Source organism: Spongiactinospora sp. TRM90649, assembly GCF_029382225.1.
In the GTDB taxonomy this organism is placed as follows: domain Bacteria; phylum Actinomycetota; class Actinomycetes; order Streptosporangiales; family Streptosporangiaceae; genus Spongiactinospora.
This window is the reverse complement of the sequence record NZ_JARLTC010000039.1, coordinates 30,453-43,689: the sequence shown is the minus strand read 5'-3', so window position 1 is coordinate 43,689 and position 13,237 is coordinate 30,453. Positions and strand designations below refer to the sequence as shown.

Annotated in this window: 11 protein-coding genes and 1 pseudogene; 4 read left to right on the top strand and 8 right to left on the bottom strand. The window is 71.7% G+C overall.

Features of this window, described 5'->3' with window-relative positions; all coding sequences use genetic code 11:
• Positions 1 to 78: 78 nt before the first annotated feature.
• Positions 79 to 1,293: a hypothetical protein gene (locus tag P3X83_RS35905; RefSeq protein WP_277309817.1), complete on the bottom strand. Its 1,215-nt coding sequence runs from the start codon at positions 1,291 to 1,293 to the stop codon at positions 79 to 81.
• 188 nt (positions 1,294 to 1,481) lie between these two features.
• Here P3X83_RS35905 and P3X83_RS35900 point away from each other — a divergent pair, with 188 nt between their 5' ends.
• The gene (locus P3X83_RS35900; RefSeq protein WP_277309816.1) at positions 1,482 to 4,775 is read left to right on the top strand and encodes a S41 family peptidase; all 3,294 of its coding nucleotides are present in this window, start codon (positions 1,482 to 1,484) and stop codon (positions 4,773 to 4,775) included.
• 66 nt (positions 4,776 to 4,841) lie between these two features.
• Here the strand turns inward: P3X83_RS35900 and P3X83_RS35895 are convergent.
• Positions 4,842 to 5,771 (bottom strand): annotated as a pseudogene (locus P3X83_RS35895) (YafY family protein); the annotation flags it as partial.
• A 66-nt stretch (positions 5,772 to 5,837) separates the two neighbouring features.
• On the opposite strand from P3X83_RS35895, the gene P3X83_RS35890 reads away from it, so the two are divergent.
• Positions 5,838 to 6,581: an alpha/beta hydrolase gene (locus tag P3X83_RS35890; RefSeq protein ID WP_277309815.1), complete on the top strand. Its 744-nt coding sequence runs from the start codon at positions 5,838 to 5,840 to the stop codon at positions 6,579 to 6,581.
• A 157-nt stretch (positions 6,582 to 6,738) separates the two neighbouring features.
• Positions 6,739 to 8,064 (top strand): glycosyltransferase family 4 protein, encoded by a 1,326-nt coding sequence (locus tag P3X83_RS35885; RefSeq protein ID WP_277309814.1) that lies wholly within the window; start codon positions 6,739 to 6,741, stop codon positions 8,062 to 8,064.
• A gap of 6 nt (positions 8,065 to 8,070) precedes the next feature.
• Here P3X83_RS35885 and P3X83_RS35880 read toward each other — a convergent pair whose 3' ends face one another.
• The 3 genes from P3X83_RS35880 to P3X83_RS35870 form a co-directional block, all read right to left on the bottom strand.
• Entirely contained in the window at positions 8,071 to 8,982 is a 912-nt protein-coding gene (locus tag P3X83_RS35880) for a trypsin-like peptidase domain-containing protein (protein ID WP_277309813.1), read from the bottom strand.
• A gap of 74 nt (positions 8,983 to 9,056) precedes the next feature.
• A complete protein-coding gene (locus P3X83_RS35875; protein ID WP_277309812.1) occupies positions 9,057 to 9,362 on the bottom strand; it encodes a hypothetical protein in 306 nt (101 codons plus the stop codon).
• Positions 9,363 to 9,434: 72 nt separating this feature from the next.
• Positions 9,435 to 9,761 (bottom strand): hypothetical protein, encoded by a 327-nt coding sequence (locus tag P3X83_RS35870; RefSeq protein WP_277309811.1) that lies wholly within the window; start codon positions 9,759 to 9,761, stop codon positions 9,435 to 9,437.
• A gap of 197 nt (positions 9,762 to 9,958) precedes the next feature.
• Here P3X83_RS35870 and P3X83_RS35865 point away from each other — a divergent pair, with 197 nt between their 5' ends.
• A complete protein-coding gene (locus tag P3X83_RS35865) occupies positions 9,959 to 10,243 on the top strand; it encodes a hypothetical protein (protein ID WP_277309810.1) in 285 nt (94 codons plus the stop codon).
• Here the strand turns inward: P3X83_RS35865 and P3X83_RS35860 are convergent.
• The 3 genes from P3X83_RS35860 to P3X83_RS35850 form a co-directional block, all read right to left on the bottom strand.
• Positions 10,226 to 11,572 carry an FAD/NAD(P)-binding protein gene (locus P3X83_RS35860; RefSeq protein WP_277309809.1) on the bottom strand — a complete coding sequence of 449 codons (1,347 nt, stop codon included), beginning with the start codon at positions 11,570 to 11,572 and terminating at the stop codon, positions 10,226 to 10,228. The genes P3X83_RS35865 and P3X83_RS35860 overlap by 18 nt on opposite strands.
• Positions 11,573 to 11,654: 82 nt before the next feature.
• Complete coding sequence (locus P3X83_RS35855) at positions 11,655 to 12,335, bottom strand: pyridoxal 5'-phosphate synthase (RefSeq protein WP_277309808.1); 681 nt, start codon at positions 12,333 to 12,335, stop codon at positions 11,655 to 11,657.
• A gap of 90 nt (positions 12,336 to 12,425) precedes the next feature.
• Positions 12,426 to 12,980 (bottom strand): hypothetical protein, encoded by a 555-nt coding sequence (locus tag P3X83_RS35850; RefSeq protein WP_277309807.1) that lies wholly within the window; start codon positions 12,978 to 12,980, stop codon positions 12,426 to 12,428.
• Positions 12,981 to 13,237 lie beyond the last annotated feature (257 nt).

The following is a 13,237-nucleotide window of genomic DNA, read 5'->3' as shown; positions in this document are numbered from 1 at the left end:
GGCGGGCGGATGGGCACGGCGACGAAAAACCGGCGGGAGATTTGTCGGCCCATCTGCTGAAAGCGGCGCGCCGAGTCGCTACCCCCCGTACCGCAGCACCACCGCGCCCTGCGGCGGCCGCCACTCATAGCCCGCGGCGAGCACCCCGCCGGTCACCCCGCCCGGCAACGCGGCCAGGCCCGACCACTCGAACCCCGGCCGCACCGGCAGCGCACCGCGCGTCACCCCCGCGCCCGTGTACCGCAGCACGTCCGTCGACAGCGTGGTGTAGGCGTAGGGGTCCTGCCCGTCCGGCGTCGCCTTGATCGTCTCCTGACGCGACGCCGCCCACACACCGCCCCGGCCGTCCGGCGACAACGCGCCGACCACGTCCTTCGGCAGCCTCGCCTGCCGCCACCCACCGGCGGTACGGCGCAGCAGCGCCGCCCCCGGCTGCGGCCAGTCGCCCTGCTGGAACCCCACCGCGACCCACACCCCCGAGGCGTCCGCCGCCACCGCGTCCGGCCGGGGCCGCACCCGCCCGTACGCCGGCTCCGGCGCCACGGGCACCGCCAGCGCGGGCAGCGCCACCGCCCGCCAGGAACGCCCGTCGAACCGCAGCACCGACGTCCGCGTCAGCCCCCACACCTCGCGCGCCGAACGCACCGCGATCCGCCGCAGCCCGGCGGGCGCGGGCAGGCCACTCCACCGCCCGGCGTGGAAACGCTTGAAGAACGGCCGGCCCGTACGCGCGTCGGCGCCCACGATCCAGGCGTCACGGCCCACCACCTCAAGGTCGGTGACCGTGGTGCGGCCCGACCCCATCAGCCGCCAGCGCCGACCGTCCCACCGCGACACCGCCGACCGGGTGGAGGAGGCCACATCGCCGCGGCCGGCCGCCACCGCCGTGCCCGCCGTCCACACCTCCGCCCGCGAGGACGCCGCCACCAGCGTCAGCTCACGCAACGGGAACCCGGGCGGGCCCTTCGGGCTCGGCAGCGCCCGCCACCGCCCGCCGTCCCACTGCTTGATCAGCGGGGCCGTGAAGTCGTCGCCCGACCGCGGATCGAACTCCTTGGTCACCCGCGAGCCCGCCGCCCAGGCGTCGCGCCCGCCCGCCGCGGCCAGCGCGGCGAACGCCGACCCGGCCCGCTCCCTGAGCACCACCCGCCAGCCCGGGGCCTGCCCGGCCGCCGCCCTCACCGTGGCTCCCTCGGAAGGGGCCGCCGCCACGACGGCGGCGGATCCGATCCCGGTGCCCCCGGCCAGCACCAACGCCGGCACCAGCGCCAGTGCGATGCGATGTCGGTTCACACCGTCATGATGTCCTTCGCCCCCGCGCCGATCGGCGGTCCGAAGATGAACGCTCGGCGAACTCGGGGCCTCCCGCCATCACCACATTCAGTAGTTCGCGGGAATGCGAGGATAAGTGGGGCGATCACGCGAGCGGAGAGGGATGTATGCCAGCGTACTTGCGGTTTCCGACCATTTATCGTGACGCGGTGGTCTTCGCCGCGGAGGACGACCTGTGGATGGTCCCGGCCACCGGAGGACGGGCCTTCCGCCTGACCGCCGGCGTCGCCGAGGCCGGCTACCCCAGGTTCTCCCCCGACGGCGAACGCCTCGCCTTCGCCGGGCGAGAGGAAGGCCCGGAAGAGGTCTACGTCATGCCCGCCGAAGGCGGCGACGCCACCCGCGTCACCTTTCACGGCAGCCAGTCGACGGTGACCGGCTGGCAGGACGACGCCATCGTCTACGCCAGCAACGCCGGGCAGCCGTTCGGACGCCTGCGCTGGCTGCACGCCGTCACCCCCGGGGCCGAAGGCCCACCCGTACGCCTGCCGTACGGCCCGGCCGGCACCATCACCCGGGGCCCCGGCGGCCAGACCGTACTCGGCCGCAACACCGCCGACCCCGCCCGCTGGAAGCGCTACCGCGGCGGCACCGTCGGCGACCTGTGGATCGACCGCACCGGCGACGGCGAGTTCACCCGGCTCATCACCCTGGCCGGCAACCTCGCCTCCCCCTGCTGGACGGGCGAACGCGTCTACTTCCTGTCCGACCACGAAGGCATCGGCAACGTCTACTCCTGCACTCCCGGCGGCGACGACCTGCGCCGCCACACCGACCACGCCGACTACTACGCGCGCAACCTGTCCGGCGACGGGCGGCGCCTGGTCTACCACGCGGGCGGCGAGCTCTACCTGCTCGACCCGGCGCAAGGGGAGTCACAGCGGGTGGACGTGCGCCTGGGCAGCTCCCGCACCCAGCGCAACCGCAAGTTCGTCGCCGCCGAGAGCTACCTGGACAGCGCCACCCTCAGCCCCGACGGCAGCGCCCTGGCCCTCACCACCCGGGGCAAGGCCTTCTCCATGGCCGACTGGGAGGGCCCGGTACGCCAGCACGGCGAACCCGACGGCGTCCGCTACCGCCTGCTGACCTGGCTCAACGACGACACCCGCCTGATCGCCGCCGCCAGCGACGACGGCGACCGCGAGACGCTCGTGCTGCTCACCGCGGACGGCAGCGCCGAACCGGTCCGCCTCGACGCCCTGGACACCGGCCGCGCCATCGAGCTGGAGGTCTCTCCCAAGCACGACCGGATCGCCGTCACCAACCACCGCAACGAACTGCTGCTGGTCGACCTCACCGGCGACGAACCCGCGCTGACCCTCGTCGAGCGCAGCCGCTTCGACCGGATCGAGGACCCCGCCTGGTCGGCCGACGGCCGCTGGCTGGCCTACTCCTGCCCGGCCACCGCTCAGACCAGCGCGATCAGGCTCTACGACACCGAGCGGGCGCAGGCGTTCACCGCCACCCGGCCGGTGCTGCACGACACCAGCCCGTCCTTCGACCCCGAGGGCCGCTACCTCTACTTCATCGGCTACCGCGTGTTCAACCCGGTGCGCGACTCACTGCACTTCGACATGGGGTTCCCGCTGGGGCGCCGGCCGTACGCGATCGCGCTGCGCGAGGACGTGGGATCGCCGTTCGTACCGGAGCCGCGCCCGCTTGGCAAGAACAGCGACGGCAAGAGCGATAAATCCGATAAGTCGGATAAGGCGGACGAGGCCGGGGACACCACAGAAGGCACCGACGCCGCGGACACGACGGAGACCGCCGAGACCCCCGGCGGCGCCCCCGAGGAGACCTCCGGCGACACGAACGGCGACCCCCCGGGCGACACCTCCGGCGACGCCGAACCGACCCTCACCATCGACACCGACGGCCTGGAACGCCGCATCATCGCCTTCCCCGTGCCCGAAGCCCGCTACGCCCAGATCGCCGGCCTCAAAGGCAAGGCCATCTTCACCTCCTTCCCCGTCGAAGGCCGCAGAGGCGACGAATTCGCCGAATCCACCTCCGGCACCCTCCACGTCTACGACTTCGACAAACAGACCACCGAAACCCTCACCAAGGACATCACCACCTTCCAGCTCGGCCGCGACACCACCACCCTGCTCTACCGCACCGGCCGCCGCCTGCGCGTAGTCAAGGCGGGCGAAGAACCCTCCGGCAGCGACGCCACCACCCGCGCCGCCGGCTGGATCGACCTGTCCCGCGTCAAGGTCTCCATCCGCCCCGCCGCCGAATGGCGGCAGATGTTCCGCGAAGCCTGGCGCCTGCAACGCGAGCACTTCTGGGCCGAGGACATGGCCGGCGTCGACTGGAACGGCGTCTACGACCGCTACCTCCCCCTCGTCGACCGCATCGGCACCCGAGGCGAGTTCTCCGACCTGCTGTGGGAACTCCTCGGCGAACTCGGCACCTCACACGCCTACGAGATGGGCGGCGAATACCGCACCCGCCCCCACTACTGGCAGGGCAAGCTCGGCGTCGACTGGAACTACGCCGACGGCCGCTACACCATCGGCGCCATCGTCGACGGCGACCCCTGGGACGCCGACGCCACCTCACCCCTCAACCGGCCAGGCGTCAACCTGCGCCCCGGCGACACCGTCCTGGCCCTCAACGGCCAGCCCATCGGCCCCACCGCCACCCCCGGCGAACGCCTCGTCAACCAGGCCGGGGAAGAGGTCCAGCTCACCGTCCGGCGCGACGACCAGCCCGTCCGCACCATAACCGTCAAGGCCCTGTCCTACGAACAACCCGGCCGCTACCGCGACTGGGTAGCCGCCAACCGCGCCCGCACCCACGAACTCACCGGCGGACGCATCGGGTACCTGCACATCCCCGACATGGGCCCCGACGGCTACGCCGAGTTCCACCGCGGATTCCTCACCGAATACGACCGCGAAGGACTCATCGTCGACGTCCGCTTCAACGGCGGCGGCAACGTCTCGGCCCTGCTGCTCGAAAAGCTCTCCCGCCGCCGCCTCGGCTACGACTTCCCCCGCTGGGGCGTCCCCGACCCCTACCCCCGCGAATCACCCCGGGGCGTCCTGGTCGCCATCACCAACGAATGGGCCGGATCCGACGGCGACATCTTCAGCCACACCTTCAAACTCCTCGGCCTCGGCCCCCTCATCGGCAAACGCACCTGGGGCGGCGTCATCGGCATCTGGCCCCGCCACCTGCTCGCCGACGGCACCGTCACCACCCAGCCCGAGTTCTCCTTCGCCTTCGACGACGTCGGCTGGCGCGTGGAGAACTACGGCACCGACCCCGACATCGACATCGACATCACCCCCCAGGACTACGCCAGGGGCATCGACACCCAGCTCGACAAGGCCATCGAGACCGCCCTGGAACGCCTGGCCACCAACCCCCCGCACACTCCCGACCCCGCCGACCGCCCCCGCCTCACCGTCCCTCCCCTGCCTCCCAGGAACTAGCCGCCTCCCCGGAACCGGCGGGGCCCGACCCGGCGGCTCCCCCGCATCCGCGACGAGCCGCGCGGCCAGCGCGCGGACCTCCGCCCGCAGCGCCGCCGGCTCCACCACGCGGAACGACCAACCCAGCCCGGCCAGCATCTGCGCCGCACCGGCCAGATGCTCGGCCCGGGCCCGCACCAGCACGCCGTCCTCGACCTCCGACAACGTCGCCACCGACGCCGGGATCCGGCGCCGCGCCAGCTCCAGCGTCGTGTGCAGCACCACCTCCACCCGATGCGCGTACGGCACCCGCGCCAGCCCCGACACCACCCGCTCCACCGGATCGAACCCCTCGGGCTCCTCGAACCGTTCCTCTGTCACCTCCACCGACTCCACCCGGTCCATCCGGAACGTCCGCACCTCACCCCGTGAATGATCGTGCCCGGTGACGTACCAGCGGCCCGAGTGGAACACCAGCCCGTAGGGATCCAGCAACCGCTCCCCCGCCGCCCCGCGAAACGACCGGTAGCCCATCCGCACCCGCCGATGACCGCGCGACGCCTCCGCCAAGGCCAGCAGCGTCCGGGCCCTCGGCGCCGCCGTCCCGCGCCGTGCCCCCGCCCCCAGTTCCAGCGTGCCCGCCACCGCGTCCACCCGCTCGCGCAACGCGGGGGGCAGCACCCGCCGGATCTTCGCCAGCGCGCTCTCCGTCGCCGCGGCCTCCACCGCCAGCCCCGTCCGCCGTCCCGCCAGCAGGCCGAGCACCACCGCCGTCGCCTCGTCGTCGCTGAACATCAGCGGCGGCAGCTTGTACCCGGGCAGCAGCCGATAACCGCCGTACCGGCCGCGCTCGGCCTCCACCGGCACCCCGAGGTCGGCCAGCCGTACGGCGTAGCGGCGCACCGTCCGCTCGTCCACCCCCAGACGCCGGGCCAGCTCGGGACCGGTCAGCCCGGGAGCCGCCTGCAGCAGCTCAAGGAGCGCCAATACCCGGGTGAGCGGGTGGGAATGTGACACGGGTCACCGCCTGGGGGGCCGGAAAACCGGACGGACGTTGTCCGGATAAAGCCATACATTACTCACATGAGCACCTACGTACTGATCCCCGGATACTGGCTCGGCGCATGGGCCTGGGAGCAGGTCACCGGACCGCTCCGCGCCGCAGGACACGACGTCCACCCCGTCACCCTCACCGGCCTGGGCGACCGCGTCCACCTCGCCACCCCGGACACCGACCTGGACACCCACATCCAGGACGTGATCAACGTCGTCACCTACGCCGACCTGCACGACGTGATCCTCGTCGGCCACAGCGGAGGCGCCATGGCCGCCTCCGGCGCCGCCGACCGCATCCCCGGCCGCATCGCCAGGCTCGTCTTCCTCGACGCCGTCCCCCTCCCCGACGGCACCGCCCTCATCGACGCCTACGACCCCGACTTCCGCCAGTACGCAGAAGACCGCATCAAGAACGAAGGCGGCGGAACGAGCTACCCGCTGCCCGACTGGCCCGACCTGGAACGCGGCGGCGCCAGCCTCGAAGGACTCGGCGACACCGAACGCGCCATGATCACCGCACGCGCCGCCGCCCAGCCCGCCGCCAGCGTCACCCAGCCCCTCCACCTGGACCAAGGCGGCTACGCCGGCCTGCCCAAGACCCTGATCACCACCTCGTTCCCGCTCGAACAGATCAAGGCGATGATCGACGCGGGACACCCGCTCGCCGCCTTCCTCAGCGGCCCCGAATGGGATCTCCGAGAGGTGCCGACCGGTCACTGGCCGATGTTCTCCCGCCCAGAAGCAACGGTTTCCGCCCTCTCAAGCGTCTAAAGATCGCGGGGCAGATCGGGGGGAATCCGTTCCTGTCCGGCATTTCGGAGTCTGTACGGCCGGTGGTGACACGTATCTCACCACCGGCTCACGTTTTGGGCCACCGAGTTCCGGAAGAGGAACGCGACGGCCCACGACCAGAGAGGGGTTCCCAAACTTGCGCACCGTTGTCGCTCGGGGGGCGATACGACTGCTGGAAGCGGTCGACAGGCGCAGAGCGCGGAAGGCTCCCCCACCCCAGATCCGCGACATCCACATCCTCCTGCTCCACGCCAACGGCATGGGCGGCACCATCAGAACCGTCCTCAACCTCGCCGGGGAACTCGCCAAGAACCACAACGTCGAGATCGTCAGCGTCATCCGCGAACAGGAACACCCCTTCTTCCCCATCCCCGAAGGGGTCAGCGTCACCTACCTCGACGACCGCCTCGACGGCAGGCGCGGCGGCCCCCTGCGCCGCCTCCTCGTCGGCCGTCCCAGCAGGCTCATCCCCAAAGAGGAGGCCGCCCACCACCGCTTCACCGCCTGGACCGACCTCGCCCTGGTCCGCTACCTGCGCTCCCGCACCACCGGCGTGGTGATCGCCACCCGCCCCGGGCTCAACCTGATCACCGCGCGCTTCGCCCCACCGGGCGTCATCACCATCGGGCAGGAACACGTCGGCCTGACCAGCCACGCCGACCCCATCCAGACCCTGCTCAAACGGCGCTACCCCCGCCTGGACGCCCTGGTCACCCTCACCAAGGCCGACCTCGCCAACTACCGCGCCACCCTGCGCCGCAGACCTCGCAGGCTCACCCGCATCCCCAACGCGCTGCCCCCGCTGTCCGGCGGCCCCTCCGCGCTCACCGGCAAGACCGTCGTCGCCGTCGGCCGCCTCACCCGGGTCAAGGGCTTCCACAAACTGCTGGCCGCCTGGGAACAGGTCACCGCCGCCCACCCCGACTGGACCCTGCGCATCTACGGCGCCGGCTCGCAGGAGGAGAACCTCGCCCAGGACATCCAGGACCGGGGACTCACCGGCAGCGCCTTCCTGATGGGCGCGGTCGCCGACGTCGGCCCCGCCCTGCAGGAGGCGTCCGTGTTCGCGATGACCTCCCGCCACGAGGGCTTCTCGCTGACCCTGCTGGAGGCGATGAGCAAGGGCCTGGCCATCGTCAGCTTCGACTCCCCGCACGGCCCGCGCGAGATGCTCACCAACGGGCACGACGCGCTGCTGGTCAAACCGAGGAACCCCGAGACCATGGCGGAGCGGCTCTGCCAGGTCATCGAGAACGACGAACTCCGCCGGAGCCTGGGCCGCACGGCCCTGTCCACGGTCAGGCAGTACGATCCCTCGGTCATCGGCGAACGGTGGGAGTCCTTGCTTGAGGAGTTGCTGCGTGACCGGCAGACGCCTTTACAAAGCGGATCGAAATCGTCGGCCACGACGCGGCGACCGGAACCTCCGCTGCGCGCCGCGCCGAGCGCCTCGAAGCTGTGACGGGCCTCAGAGCTGCGACAGCGGCCCCAGCTCCACCGGCTCGGCGATCACGTCGACCAGGGCGCCGTTGCGCAGCACGGTGATCGGCATCGGCCGTCCGATCGCCTCGGCGAACATCAGCCGTTGCAGGCTCTGCGCGTCGTCCACCGGCTCGCGCCCCGCGTTCAGCACCAGGTCGCCCACGCGCAGCCCGGCCCTCTCGGCCGGGCTGTCCGGGACGACCTCCATCACCCGCAGTGCCGAACCCTGCCCGGTCCGCCCGTGCAGATGGTCGGGCAGCGGCGCGGGCGAGGTGACCAGCCCCAGGTAGGCGCGGCGGACCCGGCCATCCCGCATCAGCGTCGCGATGATCGAGCGGGTCGTGCCGTTCACCGGCACCGCCAGCCCGACGCCCACCCCGGCCACCGCCGTGTTGACGCCGACCACCCGGCCCTCGGCGTCGGCCAGCGCGCCGCCCGAGTTGCCGGGGTTGAGCGCCGCGTCGGTCTGGATCACGTCCTCGATCAGGCGGACGGCCGACCCGCTGCGCGCGGGAAGCGACCGGCCCAGCGCGGACACCACGCCCGCCGTCACCGATCCGGTCAGGCCGAGCGGATTGCCGACGGCGACCACGAGTTGCCCCACCACCAGCCCGTCGCTGTCGCCGAGCACCGCAGGCTCCGGCGTCGCGCCGTCCGCCCGGATCACCGCCAGGTCCGACAGCGGGTCGGTGCCGACCACCTCGAAGTCTCCCGACGTCCCGTCGGAGAAGGCCACGGTCCCCGACCGCGCCCTGCCGACCACGTGCGCGTTGGTCAGCAGGAAACCGTCCGCCGTGAACACCACGGCCGATCCGCTCCCCCGCCCCGCGCGCACGCTCGCGACCCTGGGCAGTAACTGCGCCGCGACGGAGGAGACGATCTGGGAGTAGGCGTCCATGGCAGCGCCCTCCTCGGGGGGCTCGACGGGCGATGATGCTTACATCATTACCCGTAAGTCCAGAAAGGCACGCCTCATTTCCGGCGGGCGGAGTGCCGGGATCGCAGCAGCTCGTAGACACTGGACACGCTGTCGCCGCCGTGCCCGGCGGCCGACCGCCGGTCGAGCAGCGCCTTCAGCGGCCCGTGCACTCCGGGGCGACACCGCGCGCACGGCTGAGGGCGATCAGGGCGTCCACCGCCGGCCGGTTCAGGTCGACGGTCGAGGTGCCGCTGCCCGCGGCCGAACGCGGCGACGTGGACCGCCTCACGGCCGCCGCCGTCGCCGCCCTGGGCCGGGCGGCGTTCGACGCCGGGTTCGCCGAAGGCGCGGCGGGCCATCAGCCGGACGGCCCGTCAAAACGCGGAATTCCCGCCCGGGCCCGATGCTCCGGACGGGAATTCACCGATAACTCAGCAGGAACCGGCGGTGTCCTTCACGTAGTAACTGGCGAGGGCATAGTTGAGGGTGTGACCGATTTGCGTGTCACTCCGCACGGGCACGCACACCTGCTTGTCGAAGTTCTGGAACGAGTACACGCGGTACCAGATGTTGATCTTCACGGCCGTGTTCGAACAGTTGCCGTAGAAGAACTTGCGCTCGTACTCCTGGCCACCGGGCACCTTCTCAATGTGGTCTCCACAGGTCAGGGAGGCCGCAGACGGCGCCGCCTCCGCCAACGCGGGCGGGGCGAGGAGCAGGGCCCCGGCAACGGCGGTTGCTGCCACGAGAAAACGCATAGCACACTCCCAATTCGTTTATCCGGTCGATATCGCTTTTATAGCACCGGCCGAATGGGAGAAAACGATCTCTCATCACTACTAGGGGGATCGCTAGGGGAAGACGCGCGCCGGAATACCCGATGGAACGTTCGATCAATAGCCGGGCCCATAGTCGCGCCATAGCGCGCCCGCGGCACTCCTGAGAGCATCTGCTCATGTCATTGGAGAGCTGGGAGCTCGACGGAGATCACTACTGCCTGCACGCCACGTACGTGAACTCCGACGCGGCGTGGTTCTTCGAGCTCAGTGAGGCGCGAGGAGGCGGGGTCATGCCCGGGGCCGCCGCCGTCACGGTCGTCGCGCACGACGCGGAGATCGGGCGGCTGCCCTACGTCTTCTTCGACGGGAGCCAGGAGCTTCCGTTCGAGGTGCTGAGCGAGTTCGTCACGCGCGTCACCAGGTCGCTGCGGGACGTCGATGGGTCAGGCCACGGCACGTGAGGTGGCCGCCCGCAGCAGGTGCGGGGCCAGGGCCGCGGCCTGGGCGCGGATCTCCGGGACGGCGGTCGTCTCATACAGCGTTCCCCGGAGCAGCGGGCCCAAGGCGAACAGGCGCTCGCCGGGCCGTCCGGCCGCGTCAAGCACCGCGCCGTCCGGGCTCGCGTCCAGGCCCAGCCGGAACGGGTCGGGGCGGGCCGTCCCCGCGCCGATGAGCCGCGCCAGGAAGGGGTCGGCGGTGACGTCGGCGCCGGGACCGGTGGCGTTGACCAGCCAGCCGACGTTCAGGTCGGTGGCGGCGCCGTCCAGATCGGCGCGAATGCGAAGGCCGTCGCCGGCGGGCGCGGCCTCGATCAGGCCGCCGCGCAGCAGGCGCAGCCGCCCGGTGGCGCGCAGCTCGGCGATGGCGTCGGCGGAGGCGGGCGGGACGCGATGGCGGTGGATCTCCCAGTAGCGCGCCACCCGGCGCAGGAACACGCGCCGTTCGTCCAGGTCCATCGCCTGCCACAGGGCCCGGGCCTGCGGGCGCAGGCCCTCCACGACGCCCTGCCAGTCGCCGCCGCCGCGCCGTACGGCCCGCCGCGCGACGGCCAGCAGGTCCGCGACCCGCACCGGCCCGCCGGGAACGGCCACGGCGACCGGCGCGGCGGGCTCGGCCAGATGGCGCCGCGGCAGCAGGGCGCGCCGGGACAGCGCGTGCACCACGGTGCCCGGATGCGCCCGGGTCACGGTCAGGGCCACGTCCACCATGGTCAGCCCGGTGCCCAGGACCAGCACGGGGGCGCCGTCGCCGATCCTGTCCAGTGCGTCCGCCGCCCAGGGGTCGGCGACGTAGCGGGGGTGCGCGCCCACGCCGGGCATGGGGGCGGGGCTGCGGTTGCCGAGGGCCAGGACGACGGCGTCGGCCTCGACGCTCCGTCCGTCGGCCAGCCGGACGGCGTGCTCGCCGTCCAGGCCGACGGCCTTCGCGGTGACGCGGCGCAGCACACGGACCGGCGGCTCCTGCGCGGCGGCCAGCGTGTCGCGCAGGTATCGGCCGTACAGGCCGCGCGCGAGAAAGCCGGCGGGCCCGATGTCCAGGCCCTCGCCGCGCGCCCAGTCCAGCAGGTGGCGCGGCTCGCCGTCCAGCGCGCTCATCCGGTCGGCGCGCGTGTTGAGCAGATGGTGCGGATCGCTGGTGGAGTACGCCTGGCCGAGGCCGTGGCGGCCGTGCTCGTCGAGCAGGGTGACCGTCACCGATGTGCGGGAGGCGCGGGCGAGCCGCAGCAGGTGGATCGCGGTCAGGGCGCCGCTCGCCCCTCCCCCGACGATGACGACCGATGACGTGAACATAAACCAACTATACCTGTAGGTTATCCAGGATAGATGGAACGCGACGCCCGGCGTGTGGCGCGAATCCAATACCGCCAGGCGGTCAGGGCCAGAGCCGGTGACGCGTCCAGGCGTCCTCGCCGCGCTCGTAGCGCAGGCGGATGTGACGGCGGTCGTGACCGGCCTGCCAGAACTCCACGTCGCCGGCGGTGACGGCGTACAACGTCCAGGACGGGGCGACCAGCCCCGGATCGGCGGCGATCATCGCCTGTGCCCGCGCGGACGCCTCGTCGAGATCGGCCGGGTCGTCCAGGACCTCCGACTGACGGCCGATCAGCGCCTCGGCACGCGAATCGGGATGGCGCGCCAGGAAGTCGGCGGCCGAGGCCGTCTCCCCCGCTGGGGCGACACTTCCCCTGATCCGGATCTGACGCCCCAGCGCGGGCCAGTAGAACGTCAGCGCGGCGCTCGGATTGACGGCCAGGTGACGTCCCTTGAGGCTGTTCGCCGAGGACGCGAAGTACCAGCGGCCGTCGTCACCGACGTCCTTGCAGATGAGCACCCGCGAGGCCGGCCGTCCCTCGGCGTCGGCGGTGGACAGCGTCATGGCATGCGGCCCGAGCACCCCCGTCTCCACCGCCTCCCGCAGCCACCACAAGAACAACACAACCGGCTCGGCCGGAGCCGCCGAGGTATCGAACTCGGGCAACCGCTCAGGAAAGACCGGCAACGCCCTCAGCAACTCGCGCATCCCCTCGGCCGACATGCCGTCCCCCTCACTCAACACCCCGCCGTCCGGCCGAAGCCGGCGAAACGCCGGATCATCAGCCACACAGCCATCATCCCCGGCCACCCACCGCCCATCTCCCCCGGGTCACCCGTTCTGCGGGAGTTCCGGCCAGTACGAGACCGCCTGCCGGGCGGCGGCCGCGATGGCCGCGCCATCGAGTTCGACGATGTTCAAGTCGATACCGCCGATGGGCCACTCCACGGCGAATTCGAAGCTCTCCTCGGGAGGCAAGGGCCAAAGCCATAGCCCCATGGTCTTGACGCCCGCATCCTCGTCACCGCTGCGCATGGACATCCCGGGGAACAGCAAGGAAAGGTGCGGAGCTGGTGGTGGATCCTGCGGGAACCGTGTCCTGTCCAGGCGTTGTCCGACGGTGGTGGCCTTGGCACCGTCGGCGAAGCGCACGCCGAACCGTAGTAGCTGGTCCGGTAACGGCCGATCGGCCCTCACCGCGGCGATCATCTGAGGGAACACGGATAACTGCAGGGCCTGGAAGTCGTCGGGGGACAGCGTCCGCCGCCTCGTGACGAGGTCCACGTTCACCAGGCAGCCGTTACTGAAGGCCTGGATGGTGGGCAACGTTATGGCGACATTCGGAGTGCGGGCCAGCGTCAATCCGCTGACCAGCACCGCGCCCATCTCTTCCGCGGGCGGAGCGGACCATGCCGGCAGTCCCGGCCTGGATGGCTGAGTTGATGCCTCGTGAGCCGTCGGAGGTTCGAAGAACATGTTTTCACCATACGAACGCTCCTCAGGATCGCGTGATTTACGACGAAGAATTGGGAAGGCCGCCGCTGCCGCAGAGGCGATCGCGGCCCTGACGGCGACGCACCAGGTGACCAGCGGGCCACCCGCCAGGTGGGGCCGTCATCAAGGCGAGCCGGTCGTACGCGCCA

Coding starts and splice junctions, on each gene's coding strand:
- P3X83_RS35890 (WP_277309815.1), top strand. CDS start 5,838: ATGAGCACCTACGTACTGATCCCCGGATACTGGCTCGGCGCATGGGCC.
- P3X83_RS35880 (WP_277309813.1), bottom strand. CDS start 8,982: ATGGACGCCTACTCCCAGATCGTCTCCTCCGTCGCGGCGCAGTTACTG.
- P3X83_RS35875 (WP_277309812.1), bottom strand. CDS start 9,362: ATGGCCCGCCGCGCCTTCGGCGAACCCGGCGTCGAACGCCGCCCGGCC.
- P3X83_RS35870 (WP_277309811.1), bottom strand. CDS start 9,761: ATGCGTTTTCTCGTGGCAGCAACCGCCGTTGCCGGGGCCCTGCTCCTC.
- P3X83_RS35865 (WP_277309810.1), top strand. CDS start 9,959: ATGTCATTGGAGAGCTGGGAGCTCGACGGAGATCACTACTGCCTGCAC.
- P3X83_RS35860 (WP_277309809.1), bottom strand. CDS start 11,572: ATGTTCACGTCATCGGTCGTCATCGTCGGGGGAGGGGCGAGCGGCGCC.
- P3X83_RS35850 (WP_277309807.1), bottom strand. CDS start 12,980: ATGGGCGCGGTGCTGGTCAGCGGATTGACGCTGGCCCGCACTCCGAAT.